This window comes from Paraburkholderia sp., from assembly GCF_004298475.1.
In the GTDB taxonomy this organism is placed as follows: domain Bacteria; phylum Pseudomonadota; class Gammaproteobacteria; order Burkholderiales; family Burkholderiaceae; genus Paraburkholderia; species Paraburkholderia denitrificans.
In genome coordinates this window covers 196,504-223,498 of the sequence record NZ_SCRP01000002.1, presented here as the reverse complement: position 1 = coordinate 223,498, position 26,995 = coordinate 196,504, and the positions used below count along the sequence as shown (strand labels likewise).

Sequence of the window (26,995 nt, the reverse complement as noted above, 5' to 3'; positions counted from 1 at the left end):
ATATGAACCGAATCATTGCGCTTGCAGTCGTTGTCGTCGTGGCCGTGCTGGTCATCTCGTCGTCGGTGTTCGTCGTCGATCCGCGCCACGTGGCCGTCATTGCGTCCACGGGCGGCCGTACGGATTCGCTTGCCGAACCCGGCATCCACGTGAAGCTGCCGCCGCCGTTCCAGACTACGACGTTCATCGATACGCGCGTCCAGGCGTTCGCTACGCCCGACGCGGTCCGGTACTCGACGTCCGACAAGACCGAATTGCTCGTGAACCCGGTGATCCGCTATCGCGTCACCGATCCGCTCAAGTTCTTCGCGGAGACTCGCGGCGACGCGCAGACGCTGTCCGAACGGCTCGCCTCGCTTTCGCGCGATGCGCTCAGCGGCGCCTTTGCGAAGGTCACGCTGACCAACGCGCTCGCGCAGCAGGAAGCGATTGCCAATGGCGCGCGCGATACGCTGCGCGAGGCGGCGGCGCCGCTTGGCGTCGAAGTCGTCGGCATCGAGTTCTCGCGCATCGACTATCCGCCCGAACTCGCGGACGCGGTCTTCAAGCGCATGAGCGCCGCGCGCGAGCAGGACGCCGCCAACGAGCGTGCGCAGGGTGCGGCCGAAGCACAGCAGATCAAGGACGATGCGGTGCGCCGTCAGCAGGGCGTGCTCGCCGATGCATACAGCCAGGCGCAGGCCATCAAGGGCGAAGGCGACGGCAAAGCCGCGGCCATTGCCGCCGAGGCGTTCGGCCGCGATCCGCAGTTCTATCAGTTCTACCAGAGCATGCAGGCGTATCGCGAGACCTTCAAGCCGAGCGATGTCGTCGTGGTTGATTCGTCGAGCGAATTCTTTCGCTTCATGCGCGGTCCCAACGGCGAGGCCGCACCGGCTCCCGCCGCGCCGCGCAAACATTAAACAATACGAGACAAACGAAGGGCCGCGCGCTTGCGCGGCACGTTCTTTAGCATGGACATAGCCGGTTCCCTCCTGCTCGCGGTCGCGCTGATGCTGATCATTGAGGGCATGTTTCCGTTCGTCTTTCCGACGGCGTGGCGCGACACCTTCCGTAAAATCGCGGAACGGCCGCCGCACCATATCCGGATCGGCGGGTTGATTGTGATGGGGCTCGGCCTCGTGCTGCTCATGCTCGCAACCTGATGGCCTGATTGCAAATGCGCGCGCGCGGACTGTGCCGTGCGCTCCGGTACTGCGGCTCGCGCGCCACGCTTCGCGCGCCGCCTTCATAGTGGTAGGACTCAATCGATGTCGACCTGGTTACTCCCCGAAAATATCGCCGATGTGCTGCCGTCCGAGGCGCGCAAGATCGAAGAATTGCGCCGTCGCCTGCTGGACCGCTTCCGCGCATACGGCTACGAAATGGTCATGCCGCCGCTGCTCGAATATCTCGAGTCGCTGTTGACGGGTAGCGGTCGCGATCTGAACCTGCGCACGTTCAAGCTCGTCGATCAACTTTCGGGCCGCACGCTTGGTTTGCGTGCGGACATGACGCCTCAGGTTGCGCGCATCGACGCGCACCTGCTGAACCGCCAGGGCGTGACGCGCCTGTGCTACGCGGGCAATGTGCTGCATACGCGTCCGCGCGGCCTGCACGCCACGCGCGAGCAGATTCAGATCGGCGCGGAAATCTACGGTCATGCGGGGCTCGAAGCCGACCTCGAAATCCAGCAGTTGATGCTCGACGCGCTGCGGCTCTCCGGGCTCGCCAAAGTGCGTCTCGACCTGTGCCACGCAGGCGTGCTTGCTGCCCTGATCGAGAGCGATCCGGGCACAGCGGCGCTCGGCGATTCGCTCTATGAGGCGCTCGCGGGCAAGGATGTGCCGACGCTCGCGGAACTCACGGCTGACCTCGCGCCGGTTACGCGCGACGCGCTGCGCACGCTGCCGTCGCTCTATGGCGACGCGAGCGTGCTCGACGAGGCGCGCAAGCGTCTGCCGGCGCTCGATGGCATCACGCGGGCGCTGGACGATCTGGCCTTCCTCATCGGTGACATCGGCGGCGAGATCGACGGCGCCGAGCTGATGATCGATCTGGCCGATCTGGGCGGCTATGCGTACCACACCGGCGTGATGTTCTCGGCGTACGTGGACGGCGTGCCGAATGCGGTCGCGCGCGGCGGCCGTTACGACAAGGTGGGCAAGGCGTTTGGCCGGGCGCGCGCCGCGACGGGTTTCTCGCTCGATTTGCGCGAAGTGGCCCGGATTTCACCGGTCGAAGCGCGCAGCAGCGCGATCCTCGCGCCGTGGCGTCACGACGACGTGCTGTGCGCCGCCGTCGCTGCGCTGCGCGACGCGGGCGAGGTCGTCATTCAGGCGCTGCCGGGCCATGAGCACACGATGGACGAATTCGCGTGCGACCGCGTGCTGGTCGAGCGCAACGGCGCGTGGGTTGTCGAAACACGCACCTGAGCACGCACCTGAGCACGCGTCTGGGCAAGGCCGCGGGCGGATTCAAACGGGGCGAAACGGGGCGGCACGTTCCCGTTTTTTTCGTCCATACCGTTGAGCGCAAAGGAAAATCCCACAGTTTTTTCGGGAAAAACCACGAGCGCGCCCCGGAACCCATATAAAATGCGTTTTTAACCAGCTTACGAAACACCATGTCTGCCAGCGCAGTGAATGTAACCCCGGGACGCAACGTCGTCGTCGTGGGCACCCAGTGGGGAGATGAAGGCAAGGGCAAGATCGTCGACTGGCTGACGGACCACGCCCAAGGCGTCGTGCGCTTCCAGGGCGGCCACAACGCCGGCCACACGCTCATCATCGGCGGCAAGAAGACCATTCTCCGTCTCATCCCGTCGGGCATCATGCGCGCCGGCGTCGCATGCTACATCGGCAACGGCGTGGTGCTCTCGCCCGAAGCCCTGTTCAAGGAAATCGGCGAACTCGAAAGCGCGGGCGTCGACGTCCAGAAGCGCCTCTTCATCTCCGAAGCCACCACGCTCATCCTCCCGTATCACATCGCCATCGACCAGGCTCGCGAAGCGCGCCGCGGTGCCGCGAAGATCGGCACGACCGGCCGCGGCATCGGCCCGGCCTACGAGGACAAGGTCGCGCGCCGCGGTCTGCGCGTACAGGATCTGTTCGAACCAGAAACCTTCGCGGAGCGTCTGCGCGAGAGCCTCGACTATCACAACTTCGTGCTCACGCAGTATCTGGGCGCGGCGGCGGTGGACTTCCAGCAAACGCTCGACACGATGCTCGGTTATGCCGACCGTCTGAAGCCGATGGTCACGGACGTTTCGCGTCGTCTTTACGATGTGAACTGCGCGGGCGGCAATCTGTTGTTCGAAGGCGCGCAAGGCACGCTGCTCGACATCGATCACGGCACCTATCCGTACGTCACTTCCAGCAACTGCGTCGCAGGTGCTGCGTCGGCGGGCGCGGGCGTGGGCCCGCAGCAGCTGAACTACGTTCTCGGCATCACGAAGGCGTACTGCACGCGCGTCGGCTCGGGCCCGTTCCCGAGCGAACTCTACGACGCCGACAACCCCGATCGCCAGGATATGGCAGGCGTGACGCTTGCGAACGTCGGCAAGGAATTCGGTTCGGTCACGGGCCGTCCGCGCCGCACGGGCTGGCTCGACGCCGCCGCGCTGCGCCGCTCGATCCAGATCAACGGCGTGACGGGCCTGTGCATCATGAAGCTCGACGTGCTCGACGGGCTCGACGAAGTGAAGCTCTGCGTCGGCTACAGGGTGGACGGCAAGGACATCGACATCCTGCCGCGCGGCGCATCGCAGGTTGCGGCCTGCGAGCCGGTCTATGAAACGTTCCCCGGCTGGAAGGAAAGCACCATCGGCATCACGCAGTGGGACGCGCTGCCGAAGAGCGCGCAGGCGTACCTGAGCCGCGTGCAGGAAGTGGCAGGCGTGCCGATCGACATGGTTTCCACAGGCCCGGATCGCGACGAGACAATCCTGCTGCGTCATCCGTTCAAGGTGTAAGAGGAACGTGCACGATGATTCAGATGACGGACCCGCGCAACGACGAAAAGAACCTGTGGGTCGGCTGGGATGAGTACCATCGGCTGATCGAGCTGCTGGCGCTCGCCGTGCACGAATCGCGCTGGAAGTTCGACCAGATCCTGTGTCTCGCACGCGGCGGCCTGCGCGTGGGCGACCAGCTCTCGCGCATTTACGACCTGCCGCTCGCCATTCTCGCGACCAGCTCGTACCGTGAAGCGGCCGGCACGCAGCAGGGCGACCTCGACATTGCGCAGTACATCACGATGACGCGCGGCCAGCTTTCGGGCAACGTGCTGCTCGTCGACGATCTCGTCGATTCGGGCGTCACGCTCGCGCGCGTGCAGGATCATCTCAAGGAGCGCTATCCGGCCGTGACCGGCGTGCGTTCGGCGGTGCTCTGGTACAAGGGCTGCTCGAAAGTCAAACCCGACTACTTCGTGCAGCACCTGCCGACCAATCCGTGGATCCACCAGCCATTCGAGGAATGGGACACGGTACGTCCGCATAATCTCGGTGCGTGGATCAAGCGCGGCCTCAAGCAGTCGGGGCAGAGCCTCGTGTCCTGATGCGGATGCGCAATGCCTGTCGTCGTTGCGTATGACGCGATATGACGTGAAATTGCGTGGCATGGCGAATGAAGAACGGAGCCTTTCGGGGCTCCGTTTTCTTTTGGGGCGGGGGTTTGCGCGTGGCTGCGCACCGCGCCACGCACCCGGGCAGACGCCGAATGGGGCCAATGCTACACTTCGCCGGAACGAACGACGTGGCATCCCCACAACGATGCGCCCTAGCGCGCCGCGTCGCCCGGTTTAGAATGGCGGTCGTTTTTTCTCCGCCTCGGAAACGGACTTCCGCGTTTATGACAACTAGCACACACGTGGCCAAGCAGCCTCTGCCGACTCTCGCCATGGCAGCGATCGGCGTGGTCTTCGGCGATATCGGCACCAGCCCGCTTTATTCGCTGAAGGAGGCGTTTAGCCCGTCTCACGGGATCCCGCTCACCAACACTTCCATCCTCGGCGTCATCTCGCTCCTGTTCTGGGCGATCATCATCGTCGTGAGCATCAAGTACGTGCTGTTCGTGATGCGCGCCGACAACAACGGGGAAGGCGGCGTGCTCGCGCTGATGGCGCTGGCGTTGCGCCCGTTCAACCGCACGAGCCGATTTGCCATCGTGCTGACGGGGCTCGGCATCTTCGGCGCCTGCATGTTCTACGGCGATGCGGTGATCACCCCGGCGATCTCGGTGATTTCGGCGGTTGAAGGTCTCGAAATCGCAGCGCCCAAGCTCGCGCATCTCGTACTGCCGCTCACGATGCTGATCCTCATTGCGCTCTTCTGGATCCAGCGGCATGGCACGGCGCTCGTCGGCCGGCTGTTCGGACCGATCATGGTGCTGTGGTTCGTGACCATTGCCGCGCTCGGCCTCTCGCATATCGTGCAAACTCCGGCGATCATCGCTGCGCTCAATCCGTACTACGCGGTCAGCTTCATGGGCGAGCACCTCTTGCAGGCGTACGTCGTGCTGGGCTCCGTCGTGCTCGTGCTGACCGGCGCGGAAGCCCTCTACGCGGACATGGGCCATTTCGGCGCGAAGCCGATCCGCATGGCCTGGTACGTGCTCGTGATGCCGTCGCTCGTGCTCAACTACTTCGGCCAGGGTGCGCTGCTGATGCAGAACCACCACGCCATCGAAAATCCGTTCTTCCTGCTCGCACCCGACTGGGCGCTGCTGCCGCTCGTCGTGCTCTCGACGGTGGCGACGGTCATCGCATCGCAGGCCGTGATCTCGGGCGCGTACTCGCTCACGAGCCAGGCCATCCTGCTTGGCTACGTGCCGCGCATGAAGGTGCTGCATACGTCCGAACTCGCGATCGGCCAGATCTACGTGCCGGTCGTGAACTGGATGCTGCTCTTCATCATCCTGTGCATCGTGATGGGCTTCAAGAGTTCGGACAATCTCGCCGCCGCGTACGGCATCGCCGTGACTGCGACCATGGTGATCACGACGGTGCTCGCGTGCGTCGTGATGGTGAAGGTCTGGAACTGGAACAAGGTGCTCGTCGGGCTGATCATCGGGGGGCTCATGACCGTCGATCTCGGCTTCTTCGGCGCGAACCTGCTGAAGGTCGAGGAGGGCGGCTGGCTGCCGCTGTGCATCGGCGCGCTGCTGTTCTTCCTGCTGATGACCTGGTACAAGGGCCGCATGATCGTGAAGGCGCGCACGGCCGCCGACGGCATTCCGCTGATGCCGTTCCTGCAAGGGTTGCTCGCGCATCCGCCGCATCGCGTCTCGGGCACGGCGATCTACCTGACGGGCAGCAATGCGCTCGTGCCAGTGAGCCTGCTGCACAACCTCAAGCACAACAAGGTGCTGCACGAGCGCACGATCTTCCTGACGTTCGTGACGCGCGATATTCCGTATGTCGCCGATTCGGAGCGCGTGAGCGTGAAGGACATCGGCGGCGGGCTGTATCTTGTGAAGGCCGACTACGGCTTCAACGAAACGCCCGACGTCCAGGCGGTGCTCGAACAAGTCGGACGTTCGCACGGCATGACGTTCGAGATGATGGACACGTCGTTCTTCCTCGCGCGCGAGACCGTGGTGCCGACGCAGTTGCCGGGCATGTCGTTCTTCCGCGAGCGTGTGTTCGCGTGGATGCACCAGAACGCCGCGAAGCCGACCGACTTCTTCAGCATCCCCGCGAATCGCGTGGTGGAGCTTGGGACGAAGATCGAGATCTGATCGCGGGTTGTTTCGCTGCGATGCTCGATTCTCTTACGGCAATGAAAAACGGCACTGCGGTGCCGTTTTTCATGGGTCGATGCTGCGTGGGCCGTCGCAGGCCCACGTGCCCGGTCAGCGTGACTTGAGCTTCGCGAAAGCGGCTGCCATCGCGCCTGCGGGCTCCGCTTCGCGCGGACGCTGCCCACGGCCTGAATTGCCGCCGCCGTTGCGGTTGCCCGCGCCGCTGCCGCCAGCGTTCCCGCCGCTGCCGCCGCGCTGCGCGGCGACGCTCGCGGGATCGTCGGCGAGGCGCATCGTCAGTGCGATCCGCTGACGCTTCACGTCGACGTCGAGCACCTTCACCTTCACGACCTGGCCAGCCTTCACGACTTCGTGCGGGTCCTTGATGAACTTCGTGGACATCGCGGATACGTGTACGAGACCGTCCTGATGCACGCCGATGTCGATGAACGCGCCGAATGCGGCCACGTTCGTCACGACGCCCTCGAGCAGCATGCCCGGTACGAGATCGGAGACCTTCTCGACGCCGTCGCGGAACGTAGCGGTCTTGAACTCGGGACGCGGATCGCGGCCCGGTTTTTCGAGTTCGCTGAGGATGTCGCGCACGGTCGGCAGACCGAAGCGTTCGTCGACGAATTCGTTCGGCGCGAGGCCCGAAAGCGCTTCGCGATTGCCGAGCACGTCGCCGATGGTGCGCTTGATCTTCGCGAGCATGCGCTCGACCACCGGATAGGCTTCCGGGTGGACCGACGAGCGGTCGAGCGGATTCTCGCCGCTGTTGATGCGCAGGAAGCCCGCGGCCTGTTCGAAGGTCTTGTCGCCGAGGCGCGGCACGTGGCGCAGATGCGCGCGCGACGGGAACGGACCGTTGGCGTCGCGATAGTCGACGATGTTGCGCGCGAGCGTCGCGTTCAGACCCGAGACGCGCGCGAGCAGGGCGACCGAGGCCGTGTTCGCATCGACGCCGACGGCATTCACGCAGTCCTCGACCACGGCGTCGAGTGCGCGCGCTAGCTCACGCTGGTTCACGTCGTGCTGATACTGACCGACGCCGATGGCTTTCGGCTCGATCTTCACGAGTTCGGCGAGCGGATCCTGAAGACGGCGCGCAATGGAGACGGCGCCGCGCAAGGACACGTCGAGTTCGGGGAATTCCTTCGCCGCGAGTTCCGATGCGGAATAAACCGATGCGCCCGCTTCGGACACGACGATCTTCTGCAGCTTCAGTTCGGGATGACGCGAGATCAGCTCGCTGGCGAGCTTGTCGGTTTCGCGCGAGGCCGTGCCGTTGCCGATGCTGATGAGTTCGGCCTGCGTTTCGCGGGCGATGCGCGCGAGCTTCGCGAGCGAGCCGTCCCAGTCGCGGCGCGGCTCGTGCGGGTAGATCGTATCGGTCGCGAGCAGCTTGCCGGTGCGGTCGACGACAGCCACCTTCACGCCCGTGCGCAGGCCCGGATCGAGGCCGATCACGGCCTTCGGTCCTGCCGGCGCTGCGAGCAGCAGATCGTTGAGGTTGCGCGCGAACACGCGGATCGCCTCGGTTTCCGCCTGCTCGCGCAGGCCCGTGAGCAGTTCGTTTTCGAGGTGCGGCTGCACTTTCACGCGCCAGCACCAGCGGCACACGTCGGAGAGCCACTTGTCCGCCGGGCGGCCCTGATTCGCGATGCCGAAATGACGCGCGATCATGCCTTCGCCGGGGTGCGGCACGAGCGCATCCTGCTCGGCGCCCAAGCCCAGCTTGATCATCAGCACGCCTGCGTTGCGCCCGCGAAAGAGTGCGAGCGCGCGGTGCGACGGCACGGTCTTGATGGTCTCGGAATAGTCGTAGTAGTCGCGGAATTTCTCGCCTTCTTCGCTTTCCTTGCCGTCGACCACGCTCGACGTCACGACGCCCTGATCGTGCAGCCAGTCGCGCAGCTTCCCGAGCAGCTCGGCCGTTTCGCCGAATTGCTCCGAGAGGATGTCGCGCGCGCCGTCGAGCGCGGCCTTCACGTCGGCGACGCCTTTTTCGGCGTCCACGTATTGCGCGGCTTCGGTTTGCGGATCGAGCAGCGGATTGGCGAGCAGCGCATCGGCGAGCGGCTGCAGACCGGCTTCGCGCGCGATCTGCGCGCGCGTGCGGCGCTTGGGCTTGTACGGCAGATACAGATCTTCGAGGACCTGCTTGCTGTCCGCGGCAACGATTGCGGTGCGCAGTTCGTCGGTGAGCTTGCCTTGTTCGTCGATGCTCGCGAGGATGGCGGCACGGCGCTCTTCGAGTTCGCGCAGGTACAGGAGCCGCTCTTCGAGCGTGCGCAGCTGCGTATCGTCGAGATTGTCCGTGACTTCCTTGCGGTAGCGGGCGATGAACGGAACGGTCGCGCCTTCATCGAGAAGCTGCACGGCGGCTGCCACCTGGCGCGGCTGAACGGCCAGTTCGGTGGCGATACGCTGGACGATCTTGAGTGCTACGGTTTCCGTCATAGGGTCTGGATATTCTTGCGATGATCGGGTTGCTCAGGTTGCCTCAGGCTGCATTTCCCGTGCCCTGAACGCTGTGGCCTTGCGGCGCGTCTGCGCTCTGCTGGAGCGGCGCATTTTGCCATAAATGCCGGAGCGCTCAACCCGGGGGGTGTTAGAATTTGGCGCATGTTCCGCTGCCTCCAGAAGACGTTGACGACCTTCCGCTTGCTCCCCGGCTCAACCCTCGTACCGACCCGCCCGCGTCAGGATGCTGGCCGGCGGACCGCCGCCTGTCTGGCGGTTTGCGCCATTGTGTTGTGCGCGTCGGTCAGCGCGCCGGTCAAGGCGCAGGACCACACGGCGCCGGAAGTGTCGCCGGACGCGTCGGATACATCGGCTGCGGGCGTGCAGGCGGGTTTGCAGGCGGATTTCGAGGCGCGTCAGAAGGAACTCGACCGGCGCACGGCGGAGAACAATTATCGCTATGGGGTGGCGCAGCACGATTGCTATAGCACGTTCTTCGTGAATCATTGCATCGGCAAGGCGCGCGACCGCATGCGGGTCGTGCAGGCGGATATCCGCAGCCAGCAGCTCAAGCTCGACGATGAACAGCGCGCGGAGCGCGCGCGCGCTCGCGACCAGCAGGCGGCGCTGCAACGCGCGCAGGATGCGGCTGATGCGCCGCAGCGCGCCGCCAATGAGGCGCGCAACGCCGCGGCATTCGAACAGAAGCAGCAGCAACATGCACTCGATGTGCAGCAGCGCGCCGCTGAAGCACCGCAGCGCGCCGCCAACGAGCAGGCGTATGCACAGAAGCAGCAACAGCACGCGCTCGCAGAGGCGCAACGCGCCGGCGAGCAGTCGCAGAAGCAACGCGCGGCGAACCAGGCCGCGTACGACCAGAAGCAGTCGGATTTCCAGAAGAAGCTGAACGAGGCGCGTCAGCAGGGCGCGCAAAAAGCGCAGGAACGGACCCAGAAGGCCGAGCGCTTTCAGCAGAAGCAGTCGGACGCGGCGAAGCACAAGGCTGACGTCGAAGAACGTCAGAAGCAGGCGGCCGCAAAGGCCCAGCAAAAGCAGCAACAAGAGCAGCAGCAACTACAGCAGCAAAAGCAGATGCAGCAGCAGGACCAGTAGCACGCTTTTTGAGCCGTACAGCACCTCAGGCGCGCGATCCGATACGCGAGGAGCGCGCCGTTCAGAACGAGGAGGCGAGCATGCGCGAGCAGCAACGTGAAGTCAAGGCGGCGGTTCTTCAGGACCGCATTCTGCAGCTGGAGTCGGAGCACGGCGATCTGGACCGGCTGATCGAACGGATGGCCGAGACGCCGGGAAGCGACGATCTCGAATTGCAGCGGCTCAAGAAGCGCAAGCTCAAGGTCAAGGACAACATCATCCTGCTGCAACTGCAGCTGGAACCCGATTCAACGAAGATTTCGGACGGGCACGCCTGATTCCGGGTCCTGGCAGGCGCCGGGGCGCGGCTTCAAGACCGCCGCGCCCGCCGGACCGAGCAGGAACCGCTTGCCTTGAATTCAACACCCGTATCCCGATCGCGGCCGGCGCCTGAAGGCGGTGTGCCGGCTGACGCACGTCCTGCGTCCGGCGCCTCGGCGTCTGCGGTGTCCGCCTCGACAGCGGCGCTGAGCACGCGCCGCGCCGCCGAACTCGAAGACCTGTTCGCCGCCGACGGGCTGCTCGCCCGCGAAATCGACGGCTATCGGCCGCGCGCGTCGCAGATCGAGATGGCGCGCGCCGTGGCCGCCGCGATGGAGGCGGCGGCGCAGGCGCTGCCCGATCCTGCCGCGTTCGAATTGCAGTCGCGGCCGGCGCGTCGGCAGCGGGGCGGCGCAGGCGACGCTGCTGCGCCGGAGCGTGCGGACGAAGCAGCGAAGGCCATCGCGGAAGCGGGCGACAACACGCTGATCGTCGAAGCGGGCACGGGGACCGGCAAGACCTACGCCTACCTCGTGCCGGCGATGCTCTGGGGCGGCAAGGTGATCGTCTCGACGGGCACGAAGCACCTTCAGGACCAGTTGTTCCAGCGCGACATCCCGACGGTTCGCGACGCGCTCGCGGTGCCGGTGAGCGTTGCGATGCTCAAGGGGCGCTCGAACTATCTGTGCCATTACTATCTGCAGCGCACGGCCGATAACGGCCGCTTGCCGTCGCGCCAGGAAACGGCGTATCTGCAGGAAATCGTGCGCTTCGCGAAGATCACGCGCTCGGGCGACAAGGCCGAACTCGCGAGCGTGCCCGAGACGGCGGCGGTGTGGTCGATGGTGACGTCGACGCGCGACAACTGCCTGGGTCAGGAATGTCCGCACTACAAGGATTGCTTCGTGATGCAGGCGCGCCGAGAGGCGCAGCAGGCCGATATCGTCGTCGTCAATCATCACCTGTTCTTCGCCGACATCATGCTGCGCGACACCGGCATGGCCGAACTGCTGCCGAGCGCGAACACGATCATTTTCGACGAAGCCCACCAGCTGCCCGAGACAGCGACGCTGTTCTTCGGCGAAACACTTTCCACCTCGCAGTTCCTCGAACTCGCGCGCGACTGCGTGACCGAAGGCCTGAGCCATGCGCGCGACGCCGTCGAGTGGGTGAAGCTCGGCGCAGCGCTGGAACGCGCCGCGCGCGACGTGCGGCTTGCGTTCAAGGAAGATTCGCTGCGCCTGTCGATCGCGCAGTTGCCCGGCGATCATCCGCTCTTCGATTCGCTCGATGCATTGCAAACCGAGCTTGCAACGCTCGTGACTGCGCTCGCCAGCCAGGCGGAACGTGCCGAATCGCTCGGCGCGTGCTTGCGCCGCGCGCGCGACTTGCAGGGCGTGCTGGCGGGCTGGACGGTGCCCGTGGCGGCCCCCGCGCCGTCGCATGATGTGCGCAAGACCGACGCGCGCAAGCCCGAAGTGCAGGGCGAGCATGACGACGAACACGCCGATGCCGACGAGAAGGTCCGCTGGGTCGAGGTGTTCTCGCACACCGTGCAATTGCACGAAACGCCTTTGTCGGTCGCGCCGATTTTCGCGAAGCAGCGTGCAGGCGTGCCGCGTACGTGGATCTTCACGTCGGCGACGCTCTCCGTGCGCGGTGACTTCACGCACTATGCGGCGCAGATGGGCCTCAGTTCGCGCCGTTCGATGACGCTGCCGAGCCCGTTCGACTATCCGTCGCAAGGGCTGCTCTACGTGCCGCGCAACCTGCCGCAGCCGTCGTCGCCGCAGTTCACGGACGCCGTGTTCGAAGCCGCGATGCCGGTGATCGAGGCCTCGGGCGGCGGCGTATTCATGCTGTGCACGACGCTGCGCGCGGTGGATCGCATCGCCACGAAACTGCGCGAGACGATCGACGCGCGCGGCTGGAATACGCCGCTCCTCGTGCAAGGCGACGCGAGCCGCACGGAGCTGCTTGAACGCTTCCGGAGCTACGGCAACGCAATCCTCGTTGGCAGCCAGAGTTTCTGGGAGGGTGTGGACGTGCGTGGCGACGCGCTATCGCTCGTGGTGATCGACAAGCTGCCGTTTGCGCCGCCCGACGATCCCGTACTCGCGGCGCGTCTCGATGCGCTCACGAAGAAGGGTTTGAGCCCGTTCGCTGTCCATCAGTTGCCTCAAGCGGTAATCACGCTAAAGCAGGGCGCGGGCCGGTTGATCCGTGCCGAAACGGATCGAGGCGTGCTGATGATCTGCGATACGCGTCTCGTCGATAAACCCTATGGACGTCGCATCTGGCAAAGTCTGCCGCCGTTCAAGCGGACGCGCGAAATCGAGGTGGTCAGGGAGTTCTTCGGCAGGCAAGAGGACGAGGACGCGCAGTAAGCGGCGAGCCGGGTGGCGCTGCCGGGAGTGGGACCGCTTCGCCAAAGGCAGGGCTGCTTCGTTGGACGTGCGGAATATGCGCGCCGCATGTCGAGGATGGGTCAGCAAAAACAAAAAAGCCACGGACGAAAGTTCGTGGCTTTTCTGCTTGCGCGGCACACACCTGGCGATAGCGCCACGTTGTGTGCCGACGCACTGCGATGCCCGCCGGAGCTGAACTCCGCACGGGCGTTGCAGCAATACAGCTTACTGGCTTGCGCCAGCAGCCGGCGATGCAGCTTCCGGAGCTGCCGGCGATGCGGCTTCCGGAGCAGCAGCGGCCGGTGCCGAAGCGTCGCTCGCAGCAGCTGCAGCGGGAGCAGCAGGCGAAGCGGCTTCCGGAGCGGCGGCCGGGGCCGACGCACCGTCTGCCGGCGCGGCAGCCTGATCGCTGCTCTTGTTGCACGCAGCCAGTGCGACAACTGCCAGCAGGGATGCTACGAGGAGGGATTTCTTCATGATCACGTCCTTTTATGGTTAAAGGTAAGCAACAGCGCAAATAATACCGGTAATGTGCCCCAACACCGACCTCGGCTGAAGGAGGCGCGCTTCAAGTGCGCGAATCTTCCCAACAGCTTGGGCGGAAATTATAGGCACTTTCGTATCGACCGTCGACCAATCCAGGGCCAATACGTTGTCTTTCTCATACTAGCATCATATTAGTACGGTATAACAACCTGGTACGGTATAGCAGTCCAGAGCACTTATGCAAGCGCTCCAGCCCGTATCCAGCCCGCACGATACCACTCGTAAAGCAAAGCTGTCATCGGCGCGGCATGCGAGAGTGTTACAAAGCGTTTCCCTTCCATCGCGCCGTGGCGAGCCGCTAATCAGCCAGTTCTGGCAGCCACTTTCCTGCTGCTCCGAGCAGGGATTATTCCCCGCTCAGACAGTACGAGCGCGCATCGTAATGCAGGATTGACCGGCGGTCGAGCGTTTCCCTCAGATTTTGACGCGTGAAACTGCAATCGTGCCTCACCAGGCGACCGACGGGCCTACCGTTTGGGTGGGCGAAGACGACAGGTACTTCGATCCGCTTAATCACCGCCCCGAAAAATAAGATACATCAGCATCGCGGTGATGGATTTTTGAGCGTCTTTTTGCGCGTTCCATATCCAGCCAGGCGACGAGAGCCTGCGTCAGAAACGGCCCACTCATTACGCGCGCGACAGCACTTTGGCATAGCCACCTTCGAACTCACGCGGTGCTGTAAGAGCCAGTAGCGAAATTGGTATATCAATTAATAACTGGAAGGGGAGTGAAAGCCTGGCGGGCCGGTCGAGCGTGCAACACGGTCGTGTGCTGTGGACAGCGATCCGGTGTTGATATCTGCCGCGGGGCGGCGCGCCTGGCGCGCCGTTTGAGCGCGTCCGTCGGATGGTCAAGGGGATGCCATCGCATCGTATAATAGCGGCAGTATTCTGGAGGATCGAATGAAAATTGCAAAGGACACCGTCGTGTCGGTCGCTTACAAGCTATCGGATGCGCAGGGCAATCTGATCGAGGAGAGCGACGAGCCGATGGTTTATCTGCACGGCGGCTATGACGGCACGTTCCCCAAGATCGAGGAAGTGCTGGACGGCCAGGAGCCGGGCTTCGAGACCCAGATCCAGCTTGAGCCGCAGGATGCGTTCGGAGAGTACGATCCCGAACTCGTGAAAATCGAGCCGCGCAACCGTTTCCCGGAGCCACTCGAAGTCGGCATGCAGTTCGAGGGTACGCCGGAAGAGGGCGATGAAGATCTCGACACGCTCATCTACACCGTCACGGACGTTGCCGAAGACAAGGTCGTGCTCGACGGCAATCACCCGCTTGCGGGCATGGCCCTGCGATTCGCGCTGACTGTCAAGGAAGTGCGTCAGGCGACCGACGATGAGATCGAGCATGAGCATGCGCACGGCGCGGACGGTCTCGAAGTGATCGACGAAGACGACGAGGACGGCGGCGAAGACGGCTCCAAACCCACGCTCCACTAATCTGTCCACCACGCCGGCTTTGGCCGGCGCCTGCTATGCCACGTGCGGGTGCATGCGCCCGCACGCCCGGCTGAAAATCTACTGATCTTGCAGCATTTGCGGTACCGGGGGCTGGCTGTTCGGCAGCGTACCGGGTACCGGTTGCGCGGGCGCGGGCATTGCGCTGCTCGCGGGCTGCTCTGTGTTCTCCGGCAGGACGCCAGGCGCCTGCTGCATGCCGGGAATTTCCGTGACATCGGGCATCGACGACATTTCCGGCATCCCGGGCTGTAGCGTCGGCTGGTTGAAGTCCGGCAGCGATGGCGCGAGAGGCGGCAGATGCTTCGGGACTTCGCGCACGCTCACGCGCAGCGGCGTGCGCCGCGTCATATCCGCATCGATCTGCAGCCATTGCGTGAGCGGGGCGCGCAAGTCGAATGCGATGCGCGTGACGTTCGTCACCTTCCCGCCTTTTTCCGTGCGCAGCGGCTGATCGATGATGTAGCCGCGTGCGAGCTTCGTGTCGTCGGCATGGATGAGCACGACCGGGCCGCGGAACGTTTCGGCCAGCTTGATCAGACTGCGCCTTAATTCGAGGTAGCCGTCGTGCGTTCGGCGGCCAAAGCGTAGCCACGCGAAGCGGTCGGCTCGCTCGTCGCGTTCGGGCAGCGGGTCGGCCTGAATGAAGATCACAATCGCACGCGCATCGCGGCGCTTCGCATATTCGGCCGCATGCTCGAGCCAGAAGCCGTTGGCGATCACACGGTCTTCGAACTCGCCGTTGCGCCCGCCTGCATTCAGATAATGGTTGTTGCCGTCCGGCACGTTCAGCGCCAGGAACACGGTATCGCCAACCTGCCAGCGCACGTTTTCCCGGTACGGCCTGAATCGCGGTACCTCGCTTTCGCGTGTGACGGGGAGCGGACTCTGCCCGAGTGCGGCGGGATCGGAAAAGAAGGTCTGCCGCATCAGGTCGAGCCGCTCGAGCGGATCGTATCCGCCCGATCCGCTCGTGCCGCATGTGACCCAGTCGTGCTGGCCGGGCACGAAGACGAGCGGCGCACGCGACGCGTCGAGCATCTCGCGGCGCCGGTCGTAGAGAGAATCCGCACAGGTTTCGCGCGGACCCTTGAGGTTGCCGTCGTAGACGACGAACGCCGGTTGCGGCTCACGGCTGATCGCGTCGATGAGCCGGTTTGCGGCGGGTTCCTCGCGTTGCGAGGTCAAGACATTCGCAACGACCGCGAACGTATAGCGCGGCGACTGCGCCCACGCAGTGCCGATCGGCAGCGCAAGGGCCAGCGTCGCCACCAGAACGTGCAGCAGGACGTACAGCGCGCACGCGCGACACGGTGCGGTGCACCCATGGCGCACCGGCCGTGGTGGCGTCATGCGCAGACGCCTAGTTTTTCGCGTGCGGCGCCGTTGCCAGTTCATGCAGTTCGTACAACAGATCGAGTGCATCGCGCGGTCGCAGTTCGTTCGGATCGAGCGCGCGCAGCCGTTCGGCGACGAGCGACGCGCAAGGGTCCGGCGCTTCTCGTGCGTCCTCGACTTCGAGCAGTTCGTCGTCGTCAGTCGTCACCGCGAACAGATCGAGTTGCGGTGTGGGCTGTCCGGCCGACATCTGTTCGAGATGCACGAGATGCTTGCGCGCCGCCCGGATCACCGCAGCGGGCACACCTGCGAGCTGCGCGACCTGCAGGCCGTAGCTCTGGTTCGCCGGGCCTTCCTGGACCGCATGCAGGAACACGATGCCGTGCCCGTGCTCGACCGCCGAGAGATGGACGTTGGCCGCCTGGGGAAATTCCGTCGGCAGCTGCGTCAGTTCGAAGTAGTGCGTGGCGAAGAGCGTGTGACAGCCGTTGCTCGCGAGCAGGTGGCGCGCGATTGCCCATGCGAGCGCAAGTCCGTCGAACGTCGAGGTGCCGCGCCCGATCTCGTCCATCAGCACGAGACTTTGCGGCGTGGCGTCGTTGAGGATTGCTGCCGCCTCGGTCATCTCGACCATGAAGGTCGAACGCCCGCCCGCGAGATCGTCGGCGGCGCCGATGCGCGTGAAGATGCGGTCGATCGGGCCGAAGCGCGCGCTTTTCGCGGGCACGTAACTGCCCACGTAGGCGAGCAGTGCAATCAGCGCAGTCTGGCGCATGAACGTCGATTTACCGCCCATATTCGGGCCGGTGATGAGCAGCAGCTTGCGGTCCGTGTTCAGCGAGCAGTCGTTCGCAATGAACTGTTCGACCTGCGCCTCGACGACTGGATGACGGCCCTGTTCGATCTCGATGCCGGGCGCTTCCGAAAACGCTGGTGCGTTCCAGTCGAGTGCGCGGGCGCGCTCCGCGAATGCTGCGAGCAAGTCGAGTTCCGCGAGCGCCGCAGCGACGCGCTGGCAATCGGGGATAAAGGGCAGCAGCGCCTGCAGCAGCGCGTCGTAAAGCGCGCGCTCGCGCGCGAGTGCGCGCTCCTGCGCCGAAAGCGCTTTGTCCTCGAACACCTTCAATTCAGGCGTGATGTAGCGCTCGGCGTTCTTGAGCGTCTGGCGGCGGCGATAGTCCTCGGGGACTTTATCCGTCTGGCCGCGTGTGACTTCGATATAGAAACCGTGGACCTTGTTGTACTCGACGCGCAGATTGCCGATGCCCGTGCGCGCGCGTTCGCGCGTTTCGAGATCGAGCAGGAACTGGCCGCAGTTTTCCGACATGTCGCGCAGTTCGTCGAGTTCGGCGTCGTAGCCGCGTGCGATCACGCCGCCGTCGCGCACCATCGCAGCCGGTTCCGGCGCGACTGCGCGCTGCAGCAGGTCCGTGCATGCGGCGGGCGGCTCCAGGGCGAGGGCGATGCGCGCAAGCGCAGTCGCTGCACCGCTGGCCGCAGCGACTTGCTCGCGCAGCGCGGGCAGGGCGGCGAAGGTGTCGCGCAGGCTCGACAGGTCGCGCGGACGGGCAGAGAGCAGCGCGAGGCGCCCGGTGATGCGTTCGACGTCGGCGACCTGGCGCAGTACGGCGCGCAAGGCGTCGACAGTCGCGGGCGGCGGCGCATCGAGCAGCGCGCCGATAGACTGCTGACGCATCTGCGCAACCGACGCATCGCGCGGCGGATGATGCAGCCAGTGACGCAGCAGGCGGCTGCCCATCGTCGTGCTGCAGGTGTCGAGCAGCGAGCAGAGCGTGGGCGATTCGGTGCCGCGCAGTGTCTCGGTCAATTCGAGATTGCGGCGCGTGGCCGGGTCGAGCCCGATATATTCGGATTCGGCTTCCACCTTCAGGCTGCGCACGTGGCGCAGTTGCTGTCCCTGGGTAGCCGCCGCGTAGAGCAGCAGCGCACCCGCTGCGCCGCACGCACTCGTCAGCGATTCGGCGCCGAAGCCGTCGAGACTGGCGACGTCGAGTTGGCCGCGCAGCCGCTCTTTGCCCGATGAAACGTCGAAGTGCCACGCCGGTACACGCGTGAGTGCGCCGATGCCGGCGGGCACCGTCCATCCCGCCGTGTCGGCGGGCATTTCCGCGACGAGAGTTTCCGCCGGGCGGATGCGCTCGAAGGCCGCGGCGACCTGGTCGGGCGCGACTTCGGCGAGGCGCAGCGCGCCGCTGGCGAGATTGAGCCATGCCAGGCCGACGTTCACCGTGACGCCGCGCCGGTTGTGGCCCGGGCAGACGGCCATGAGATAGACGTCGTTCTTGTCGGAAAGCAGGGCTGCGTCGGTCAGCGTGCCCGGTGTGACCACGCGCACGACCTTGCGTTCGACGGGCCCCTTCGAGGTGGCCGGATCGCCGATCTGCTCGCAAATCGCCACCGATTCGCCGAGCTTCACGAGCTTCGCAAGATACTGTTCGACGGCGTGGTGCGGCACGCCTGCCATCTTGATCGGATTGCCCGCGGACGCGCCGCGCTGCGTGAGCGTGAGATCGAGCAGGCGCGCGGCCTTCTCGGCGTCTTCGAAGAACAGCTCGTAAAAGTCGCCCATCCGGTAGAACACGAGCGTGCCCGGGTGGTCGGCCTTGATGCTCAGGTACTGGCGCATCATCGGCGTATGTTGCGCGATGTCGCCTTCGGTGTGTGTAGCCATCCTCGGAGTCTTGCTAGGGGTTCAGGGCGTGAGTTTAACTCGCGCCGTGCGCATGTGAACCTGGCCGAACGGCCAGCGCCGTGCGTACGTGCGTGCTGGTTCGTCACCGTGCGCGCCGCCGGGCATCGTGCCGGCGATTATCGAGAGCGTAATTCGGTAAGGATTCCGTACTTTGCGAACGGGCAACCTGCCACGCGGAATCCGGACACGCCGCACGCGATCGTCAGCATCAGCGGGCAGCCGGGCGTGTTCAGCCCGTCAGCCCGGAAAGCGATCGAGCGGCCGAAGCCGCTCGCTGCTGCCGGATTGCCTGCGACGAAATCACCGCATGGCCGCGCCGGTTTACGACCGGACCACGGCACACACGGTTTTCATGAAGTCAGGCCGCGTTGATGCGCGTGTACTTCGAGAGGATCGGCACCATCTGCGCGTACAACTTCGGGTTGCCCGCGACCACTTCGCCCACATGCAGGTAATCCGAGTCGCCCGTGTAGTTGCCGATCAGGCCGCCCGACTCCGTCACGAGGAGCGCTCCAGCCGCGACGTCCCACGGGCTCAGGCCCTGCTCGAAGAAGCCGTCCATGCGGCCTGCCGCGACGTTGGCCAGATCGAGCGCCGCTGCGCCCGGGCGGCGCAGGCCCGCGCAGGCGCGGGTCATATCGGCGAACAGATCGGTGTAGCGCTCGAGGCTGTCCTTCTCGCGGAACGGGAAGCCGGTGCCGATCAGCGCGTCGGCGAGACGGTCGCGGCGGCCTACGCGGATGCGGCGGTCGTTCAGGAACGCGCCGCGGCCACGCGAGGCGGTGAAGAGGTCGTTGCGGGTCGGATCGTAGACCACTGCCTGCGTGACGATGCCCTTGTGCGTGAGCGCAATCGAAACGCAGTAGTACTGGAAGCCGTGGATGAAGTTCGTGGTGCCGTCGAGCGGATCGACGATCCACTGGTATTCGGATTCGTTGTCCGAGCGGCCCGACTCTTCCGCGAGAATGGCGTGATCGGGGTAGGCGGTCTTGAGCGTGTCGATGATTGCCGCTTCCGACGCCTTGTCCACCTCCGTGACGAAATCGTTGTGCTGTTTCTTCGAGACCTGCACGAGCTCGAGATCGAGCGACGCGCGGTTGATGATCTGCCCGGCGCGGCGCGCGGCCTTGACAGCAATGTTGAGCATGGGATGCATGAGCCTGGATCCTTTTTATCCGGCGCGTGCCACGGGGCGGCGCGCCAGTTTGCAGAAGATAAAAGCGTCTAACGATGGACAGGCGCTTGCGCGGACCTGTCCCGCCAACGGAGACGAATTGAATAAGAGCGAGGTGCGGCGGGCCGGTCGGCCGGATGCCGGCGCCCGCCGACAAGCCGTTAGTAAGCCGTCGATAAAGGGCGCCGACGCCTTGCGCTCACCGAAAAGAGGAGCGCAACCGCGTGCGAATCCGGCATTTTACCCGAGTCCGGCCGGGTCTTGCTTGACGCGTTCCGCATCGGCCTGCGGGCCAGCCGCAAGGCGCGCTACCATACGCATACGTGTTCGTTTCAATTCGCTGCCGTTCGAGACTTATTTTGGTGCATTCCGATCTTCACGCCGCCTCAGGCGACGCCCACGAGCCGCTGCGCGGCGGCTTCACTTCCACGCGTTTCGTGCTTGTCGAGCCGAGCCATCCCGGCAATATCGGCGCGGCTGCGCGCGCGCTCAAAACGATGGGCTTTTCGCGGCTCGTGCTTGTCTCGCCGCGCGTGCCGCAGGCGCAGAGCGACCCCGATGCCGTCGCGATGGCAAGCGGCGCCGACGATGTGCTGGCGGGCGCCCACGTCGTGCCGACGCTCGCGGACGCGCTCGCGGGCACGCGCTGGTCGCTTGCGATGACGTCGCGCACGCGCGAGTACGGGCCGCCGCCCGGCACGCCGCGCGAGGCGGTGCAGGACGCCGCCCGCCAGGTGGGCGCGCACGGCGATATTGCGATCGTGTTCGGCAATGAGCGCACGGGCCTCTCGAACGACGATGTCGAGCGCTGCAGCGCGCTCGCCCATATTCCGGCGAATCCGGCGTACAGCTCGCTCAATCTCGCGCAGGCGGTCCAGGTGCTTGCCTACGAGCTTCGGCTCGCGTACCTCGCCGCGGGCGAAGCGGGGGCCGCGCTTCCCGCTGCGGGCGCCGTGTCCGCGGGGTCTCCGCTCGCCACGAGCGACGACATCGAGCGCATGTACGTCCATCTCGAGAACGCGTTGATCTCGCTCGGCTTTCTCGATCCGGCCAATCCGAAGAAACTGATGTCGCGGCTGCGGCGGCTCTTCGCACGCTCCGGCCTCGAGCGCGAGGAGGTCAACATCGTGCGCGGCATTGCGAAAAACATCCTTCAGATCAAAGGGCGAGACGACGAAGCGCGCTAGCCCGCGTACGGCCCGCGCTTTGCGCGCACTGCCTCTATCCGGCTACGCAAACGCAGCGCTGTTCGATCTGCGCCGTTTGCCAGCCGGTCTTTCGATGCCGCTCACTCGAGCGGCATCATCCTGAATCCCTCCGCATCGACGCGCAGATAGCCGCCACGCGGCTTGCCGTGATCGAGATCCCAGTCGGGCAGCACCCAGCGCACGCCGCCGGGTTCCTCGTGGCGGGCCGGGCGGTGCGTATGACCGTGAATGATCGTCCCTGCGCGGCTGCGCTTGAAGAGCGCCGCGACGCCGCGCGCCGTCACGTCGTAGCGCGGCAGGATGGGCCGCGAACGGCCTGCTTCGCTTTTGCTCCGCATCTTCTCGGCGAGCGCGCGCCGCCAGCGCAGCGGCCACGCGAGAAAGAGCAGTTGCACGAGGCAATTGCGCGCGAACTTGCGGAACAGCTGGTAGCCGTGATCCTCGGTGCACAGCGCGTCGCCGTGCGCGAGCGCGATGCGCGTGCCGAAAGCCATGATCGCGATCGGATCGGTCAGCCAGATTGCGCCCGACGCTTTCATGAAGCGCCTGCCCATCAGGAAGTCGCGATTGCCGTGCATGACGTAGAGTGCGATGCCGCGCTCCGAAAGCGAGTGCAGCAGCGCGGTCATGCGCGCGACGAATGGATCGTCGAGCATATCGTCGCCGATCCAGTATTCGAAGAGGTCGCCGAGAATGAACACCGAGTCCGCGTGATCGGCAGTGACGCGGATAAAACGCTCGAACGCGGCGACCGTGCGCGGAATCGCCTCATTCAGATGCAGGTCCGAAATGAACATGAACGGGCGTGCCGCGTGAGGGCGCTTGCCCTCGCCAGGTACGCCCGCAGCGGCGTGTCGTAGTGCCTTTTCCTGCAGCATGAATGAAGCGTGCGCGGTGTGTTGTCAGTCGACGATGACAGCCTTCTCGATCACGACGTCGTCGACCGGCACGTCCTGATGGAAGCCCTTCGAGCCGGTCTTGACCTTCTTGATCTTGTCGACGACTTCGAGGCCCTCGACGACCTTGCCGAACACGGCGTAGCCCCAGCCTTGCGGCGACGGCGACGAGTGGTTCAGGAAGTCGTTGTCGGCGACGTTGATGAAGAACTGGGCCGATGCCGAATGCGGGTCGTTGGTGCGCGCCATCGCAATCGAGCCGCGCTCGTTCTTCAGGCCGTTGTTCGCTTCGTTTTCGATCGGGGCATCAGTGGGCTTTTGCTTCATGCCGGCTTCGAAGCCGCCGCCCTGGATCATGAAACCGTCGATGACGCGGTGGAAGACGGTGCCGTCGTAGTGGCCCTTCGTCACATAGGCGAGGAAGTTTTCGACCGTCTTCGGGGCCTTTTCGGCGTTGAGTTCGAGCTTGATGACGCCGTGGTTCGTATGCAGTTCGACCATGATTCAATCCTTTGCTGTGGCAGGGGTGATTGGACGGCGCGGCAGCGGCACGAGGCGAAGCGTTGCGCTCTCGCGTGTGCCGGCGCTGCGCCGTGCGATGAGTGGGGCGTTATTTTTTATTTGCCGACGACGGTCGCCGACTGAATCACGATTTGCGTTTGCGGCACGTCGGACATCGGGCCGCGCGTGGTGGTGGGCGCCGCTTCGATCTTCGATACGACGTCCATGCCCTGGGTGACCTTGCCGAACACGGCGTAGCCGTTGCCGTCCGGATTCGGATAGTCGAGGCCGGCATTATCGACGGTGTTGATGAAGAACTGCGCCGTCGCCGAATCCGGGTCGCCCGTGCGCGCCATCGCGATCGTGCCGGTCACGTTCTTCAGGCCGGTCTTGCTCTCGAGCGGGATCGGCGCGCGCGTGGGTTTCTCGACATAGCTCGTCGTGTAGCCGCCGCCCTGGATCATGAACCCGCGGATCACGCGGTGGAAAATCGTGCCGTTGTACTGGCCTGACTTCACGTACTGGAGGAAGTTGTCGACGGTCTTCGGCGCTTTCTCGGGATAGAGCTCGACGCGGATGTCGCCCTCGCTGGTCTTGATCAGCACCTGCGGATGCGCGGCCTGCGCAACCGGTTGTGCAAAGGCGGGCGCGTTCGCGATCAGGGCGGCGCTGCCGAGCGCCAACATCAACCATTTCATGAGTATCCTCGGAAAAGCGGGTAGCGGAAAAACAGGGTGCGGCGCTGCGTGTGCAGCGCGACGCGGCTTACTGCGAAGGTGCCATGAACGGCGGCATCGCGAGCGGCCCGCTCGGGCCGCCGAACTGGAATGTCGGGCTGTTCAGCACGGGCGAAGCGACAGGCGCGGCGCTCTCGGCTGCCGCTTGTGCCGCGTGCGCCGCGTGCGGCTTCCCCGACGTCCTGGACGGCGCGACGATATTCTGAAGGTCGCTGAGGCGCTGCTGCGTCGTGCTGCTTGCATGGCCGAGCGCCGTTGCGTGTCGGTATGACGCATCGGCCAGGCGCAGATAGAGGTCGCCGAGGTTTTCCCAGGCAAGCCCATAGGACGGGTTCGCCTTGACCGCCGTTTCCAGCGCGACGCGCGCATCTTCGAAGCGGCCGTGCTTCGCATAGAGCGCCGCGAGATTGTTGTACGGCTCGGGCAGTTCGGGATATTGCTGCGTGAGCGCGGCGAACGCCTCGATTGCGTCGTCGTCGCGATTGAGGCGCGCGAGGATCGTGGCGCGCTTGAACTTCGCCTGCACGTCGCGCGGGTTGGTCTTGATGCGCGCGTCGAGGGCTTCGAGCGCTGCCGCCCAGTTATGCTGCGCGATGGCGCTGTCGGCTTCGGGCGTGCTGTCCGTCGTCGCAAGCGTCGCAGCCTGTGCGATTTGCGCGCTGCCAAGGACGAACGCGACGCTCGCAAGCGCCGCTGCGGCAAGGGTCGCAACGCGAGGCGCGCGGCCGCTGGAAGGTTTCATAGGGTGAGTTCGCGGTGTTATACTCCGAGCCATTCTAACAAAAGGTCTGTGCGTTTTCGTCGCGCGCTTGTTCCGGTTGCATCCGGTATGTTCCGGGCGCGCAGCGTGAGACGCCTGGCTGTCTTTGCTCCTCGTGGTCGTCTCCGCCCAGATTGCAGCCTGAGCGCCGCGGTGCGTCGCACCGGCCGGCAGCGATCGACGCCGTTGCGGATTTTCTTCGAACCACGTATCCATCTTCTTTATGGAATCACTGCGCATCTACAACACGCTCGCACGTGACAAGCAGCCTTTCGTGCCCCTCGAGCCCGGCGTCGTAAGAATGTACGTCTGCGGTATGACGGTGTATGACTATTGTCACGTTGGCCACGCGCGTGTGATGGTGGTATTCGATATCGTCCAGCGATGGCTGCGCGCGCTCGGTTATAACGTGACGTACGTGCGTAATATCACCGATATCGACGACAAGATCATTCGCCGCGCGGTGGAAAACGGCGAGACGATCAAGTCGCTCACCGACCGCTTCATCGACGCGCTTCACGAAGACGCCGATGCGCTCGGCGTGGCGCGTCCCGATCACGAGCCGCGTGCGACGCGATACATCCCGCAGATGCTCGACATGATCGGCATGCTGGAGAAAAATGGCTACGCGTATCAGGGCACGGACGGCGACGTGAATTACGCGGTGCGCAAGTTCGCGAACTACGGTGCGCTCTCTGGCAAGTCGATCGAAGACTTGCGCGCGGGCGAGCGCGTGGCCGCCAACGACGCCAAGCAGGATCCGCTCGACTTCGTTCTCTGGAAGCAGGCAAAGCCGCAAGAGCCGGCCGATACGAGCTGGGATTCGAACTATGGCCGCGGACGTCCGGGCTGGCATATCGAATGCTCGGCGATGGGCTGCGCATTACTCGGCGAGCATTTCGACATTCATGGCGGCGGCCAGGATCTGCAGTTTCCGCACCATGAGAATGAGATTGCGCAAAGCGAAGGTGCAACCGGCAAGACGTTCGTCAACTACTGGATGCATAACGGTTTCGTGCAGATCGACAATGAGAAGATGTCGAAGTCGCTCGGCAACTTCTTCACGATCCGCGACGTGCTGGCGAAATACGATGCCGAAGTGGTGCGCTTCTTCATGGCGCGCGCGCACTATCGTTCACCGTTGAACTACAGCGACGTGCACCTCGACGATGCACGCAACGCGCTCACGCGTCTTTACACGGCGCTGAAGGACGTAACGCCGGATGCGGGCGAACTCGACTGGAACGAGCCGTATGCGCAGCGTTTTCGCGCGGCGATGAACGACGACTTCAATACGCCGGTCGCGATTGCCGTGCTGTTCGATCTTGCAACTGAAGTGAACCGGACGCGCGATGCGGTGCTCGCGCGTCAGCTGCAACGCCTCGCGCGCGTGATGGGGCTTCTGGTGCGCGAGCCGCGCGTGTTTCTGCAGCAGGCGGTGGGCGCGGCCGAAGCAGGCGCGCTCGACGTCGCCGCAATCGAAGCGAAGATCGCCGCGCGCGCCGCCGCGAAGCAGGCGAAGCAGTATGCGGAGGCGGACCGGATCCGGGCCGAACTGCTCGATGCCGGTGTCGCGCTGGAAGACAAACCGGGCGGATTGACCGAGTGGCGCCGCGTTTGAGCGGGCTGTCCAGTTTCCACTGATCGATTCGCGAGGCAGGAGGCAGGATGGTAACGGCCACAAAGACGCAGGCAAGGCGGTCTGCGTCACTAACGAGCGCGGCAGGCGAGGCGGGCAAGCGCGCGGTGCGCGGCGCCGCGGCGGCGAAGACCGCAAAAGACGTGCTCGATGGCAAGACGGCGCCGGCCAACAAGACGGCTGGCAAGCAAAGCGGGGCAGCGCTCAACGGCGAGGCGAAGCCGGCGCCCAAAGCGGGCGCGAAATCGGCGCGCATGAAGGCCAACGGCGCACAGGTGCCGCTCGATGCCGACGCGCTGCATGCCGCGCCCGCGGCCCAGCCCGATGGCGCAGCGGCGCTCGATGCATCGGCTGATCATCTGTCTGACGCGTTCGAGCTTGAAGTGCAGCGCCCCGACTACTGGGATCGCGCATGCGCCGATCTCGTCAAGCGCGACCGCATTCTCAAGAAGCTGATTCCGAAGTTCGGCCCCGTGCATCTCATGAGCCAGGACGATCCGTTCGTCACGCTCGCACGCTCGGTGGTCGGCCAGCAGATTTCGACGGCGGCTGCGCAGGCGATGTGGCGGCGTGTCGAAGATGCGTGCCCCAGGCTCGTGCCGCAGCAGTTCCTGAAGCTCGGTCACGAGAAGCTCGCGGCATGCGGACTGTCGAAGCGCAAGACGGAATACATTCTTGACCTTGCGCAACACTTCGTGTCGGGCGCATTGCACGTCGGCAAGTGGAAGTCGATGGACGACGAGGCCGTGATCGCCGAGCTTACGCAGATTCGCGGCATCGGCCGCTGGACTGCGGAGATGTTCCTGATTTTCAATCTCGCGCGTCCGAATGTGCTGCCGCTCGACGACCTCGGACTGATCCGCGCGATCAGCGTCAACTACTTCAGCGGCGAACCGGTCACGCGCAGCGAAGCACGCGAAGTCGCGGCCAACTGGGAGCCGTGGCGTACCGTCGCGACGTGGTATATGTGGCGCAGTCTCGAGCCCGCGTGAGCCGCGTGCTTCGGTT

At 64.8% G+C, this 26,995-nt stretch carries 22 protein-coding genes; 13 read left to right on the top strand and 9 right to left on the bottom strand.

Going from position 1 to position 26,995, the window contains the following annotated elements:
* The first annotated feature begins 2 nt into the window (after positions 1 to 2).
* From EPN59_RS01140 to EPN59_RS01115, 6 genes are all read left to right on the top strand, one after another.
* Entirely contained in the window at positions 3 to 902 is a 900-nt protein-coding gene (locus tag EPN59_RS01140) for a protease modulator HflC (protein ID WP_293034079.1), read from the top strand.
* Positions 903 to 953: 51 nt separating this feature from the next.
* A complete protein-coding gene (locus tag EPN59_RS01135; RefSeq protein ID WP_293034096.1) occupies positions 954 to 1,145 on the top strand; it encodes a DUF2065 domain-containing protein in 192 nt (63 codons plus the stop codon).
* Between the two features lie 105 nt (positions 1,146 to 1,250).
* On the top strand, positions 1,251 to 2,414 hold the full coding sequence (locus EPN59_RS01130; RefSeq protein ID WP_293034078.1) for an ATP phosphoribosyltransferase regulatory subunit: 1,164 nt from the start codon (positions 1,251 to 1,253) through the stop codon (positions 2,412 to 2,414).
* 191 nt (positions 2,415 to 2,605) lie between these two features.
* The gene (locus EPN59_RS01125) at positions 2,606 to 3,952 is read left to right on the top strand and encodes an adenylosuccinate synthase (protein WP_293034077.1); all 1,347 of its coding nucleotides are present in this window, start codon (positions 2,606 to 2,608) and stop codon (positions 3,950 to 3,952) included.
* A gap of 14 nt (positions 3,953 to 3,966) precedes the next feature.
* Positions 3,967 to 4,539 carry a phosphoribosyltransferase gene (locus EPN59_RS01120; protein WP_293034076.1) on the top strand — a complete coding sequence of 191 codons (573 nt, stop codon included), beginning with the start codon at positions 3,967 to 3,969 and terminating at the stop codon, positions 4,537 to 4,539.
* Between the two features lie 293 nt (positions 4,540 to 4,832).
* Complete coding sequence (locus EPN59_RS01115) at positions 4,833 to 6,719, top strand: potassium transporter Kup (RefSeq protein ID WP_293034075.1); 1,887 nt, start codon at positions 4,833 to 4,835, stop codon at positions 6,717 to 6,719.
* Positions 6,720 to 6,833: 114 nt separating this feature from the next.
* Here the strand turns inward: EPN59_RS01115 and EPN59_RS01110 are convergent, their stop codons facing one another.
* The gene (locus EPN59_RS01110; protein WP_293034074.1) at positions 6,834 to 9,185 is read right to left on the bottom strand and encodes a Tex family protein; all 2,352 of its coding nucleotides are present in this window, start codon (positions 9,183 to 9,185) and stop codon (positions 6,834 to 6,836) included.
* Between the two features lie 294 nt (positions 9,186 to 9,479).
* Here EPN59_RS01110 and EPN59_RS01105 point away from each other — a divergent pair, with 294 nt between their 5' ends.
* The 3 genes from EPN59_RS01105 (at position 9,480) to EPN59_RS01095 (ending at position 12,988) form a co-directional block, all read left to right on the top strand.
* The gene (locus EPN59_RS01105) at positions 9,480 to 10,301 is read left to right on the top strand and encodes a colicin transporter (RefSeq protein ID WP_363928524.1); all 822 of its coding nucleotides are present in this window, start codon (positions 9,480 to 9,482) and stop codon (positions 10,299 to 10,301) included.
* Between the two features lie 80 nt (positions 10,302 to 10,381).
* The gene (locus EPN59_RS01100) at positions 10,382 to 10,618 is read left to right on the top strand and encodes a DUF465 domain-containing protein (RefSeq protein WP_293033526.1); all 237 of its coding nucleotides are present in this window, start codon (positions 10,382 to 10,384) and stop codon (positions 10,616 to 10,618) included.
* A gap of 123 nt (positions 10,619 to 10,741) precedes the next feature.
* Entirely contained in the window at positions 10,742 to 12,988 is a 2,247-nt protein-coding gene (locus EPN59_RS01095) for an ATP-dependent DNA helicase (protein WP_293033528.1), read from the top strand.
* 246 nt (positions 12,989 to 13,234) lie between these two features.
* On the opposite strand, the gene EPN59_RS01090 is transcribed toward EPN59_RS01095, so the two are convergent.
* On the bottom strand, positions 13,235 to 13,486 hold the full coding sequence (locus EPN59_RS01090; protein ID WP_293033530.1) for a hypothetical protein: 252 nt from the start codon (positions 13,484 to 13,486) through the stop codon (positions 13,235 to 13,237).
* Positions 13,487 to 14,460: 974 nt separating this feature from the next.
* Between EPN59_RS01090 and EPN59_RS01085 the strand changes: the two genes are divergently transcribed.
* Positions 14,461 to 15,003, top strand: coding sequence for a peptidylprolyl isomerase (locus tag EPN59_RS01085; protein ID WP_293033532.1), 543 nt, complete (start codon positions 14,461 to 14,463; stop codon positions 15,001 to 15,003).
* Between the two features lie 78 nt (positions 15,004 to 15,081).
* On the opposite strand, the gene EPN59_RS01080 is transcribed toward EPN59_RS01085, so the two are convergent.
* The 3 genes from EPN59_RS01080 to EPN59_RS01070 form a co-directional block, all read right to left on the bottom strand.
* Positions 15,082 to 16,374, bottom strand: a complete 1,293-nt coding sequence (locus EPN59_RS01080) for a hypothetical protein (protein WP_293033534.1) — start codon at positions 16,372 to 16,374, stop codon at positions 15,082 to 15,084.
* Positions 16,375 to 16,384: 10 nt separating this feature from the next.
* Complete coding sequence (gene mutS, locus EPN59_RS01075) at positions 16,385 to 19,051, bottom strand: DNA mismatch repair protein MutS (protein WP_293033536.1); 2,667 nt, start codon at positions 19,049 to 19,051, stop codon at positions 16,385 to 16,387.
* Between the two features lie 379 nt (positions 19,052 to 19,430).
* Entirely contained in the window at positions 19,431 to 20,228 is a 798-nt protein-coding gene (locus EPN59_RS01070) for an inositol monophosphatase family protein (protein ID WP_293033538.1), read from the bottom strand.
* 380 nt (positions 20,229 to 20,608) lie between these two features.
* Between EPN59_RS01070 and EPN59_RS01065 the strand changes: the two genes are divergently transcribed.
* A complete protein-coding gene (locus EPN59_RS01065) occupies positions 20,609 to 21,433 on the top strand; it encodes an RNA methyltransferase (RefSeq protein WP_293033540.1) in 825 nt (274 codons plus the stop codon).
* 101 nt (positions 21,434 to 21,534) lie between these two features.
* On the opposite strand, the gene EPN59_RS01060 is transcribed toward EPN59_RS01065, so the two are convergent.
* From EPN59_RS01060 to EPN59_RS01045, 4 genes are all read right to left on the bottom strand, one after another.
* Positions 21,535 to 22,332 (bottom strand): UDP-2,3-diacylglucosamine diphosphatase, encoded by a 798-nt coding sequence (locus EPN59_RS01060; protein ID WP_293045368.1) that lies wholly within the window; start codon positions 22,330 to 22,332, stop codon positions 21,535 to 21,537.
* A 24-nt stretch (positions 22,333 to 22,356) separates the two neighbouring features.
* A complete protein-coding gene (locus tag EPN59_RS01055) occupies positions 22,357 to 22,851 on the bottom strand; it encodes a peptidylprolyl isomerase (protein WP_293036326.1) in 495 nt (164 codons plus the stop codon).
* A 116-nt stretch (positions 22,852 to 22,967) separates the two neighbouring features.
* The gene (locus tag EPN59_RS01050; RefSeq protein ID WP_293036329.1) at positions 22,968 to 23,549 is read right to left on the bottom strand and encodes a peptidylprolyl isomerase; all 582 of its coding nucleotides are present in this window, start codon (positions 23,547 to 23,549) and stop codon (positions 22,968 to 22,970) included.
* Positions 23,550 to 23,616: 67 nt separating this feature from the next.
* Positions 23,617 to 24,330 carry a tetratricopeptide repeat protein gene (locus EPN59_RS01045; RefSeq protein ID WP_293036332.1) on the bottom strand — a complete coding sequence of 238 codons (714 nt, stop codon included), beginning with the start codon at positions 24,328 to 24,330 and terminating at the stop codon, positions 23,617 to 23,619.
* Between the two features lie 241 nt (positions 24,331 to 24,571).
* On the opposite strand from EPN59_RS01045, the gene cysS reads away from it, so the two are divergent.
* Positions 24,572 to 25,969, top strand: coding sequence for a cysteine--tRNA ligase (cysS, locus tag EPN59_RS01040; protein ID WP_293036336.1), 1,398 nt, complete (start codon positions 24,572 to 24,574; stop codon positions 25,967 to 25,969).
* Positions 25,970 to 26,016: 47 nt separating this feature from the next.
* Positions 26,017 to 26,979, top strand: coding sequence for a DNA-3-methyladenine glycosylase (locus EPN59_RS01035; RefSeq protein ID WP_293045366.1), 963 nt, complete (start codon positions 26,017 to 26,019; stop codon positions 26,977 to 26,979).
* Positions 26,980 to 26,995: the final 16 nt, after the last annotated feature.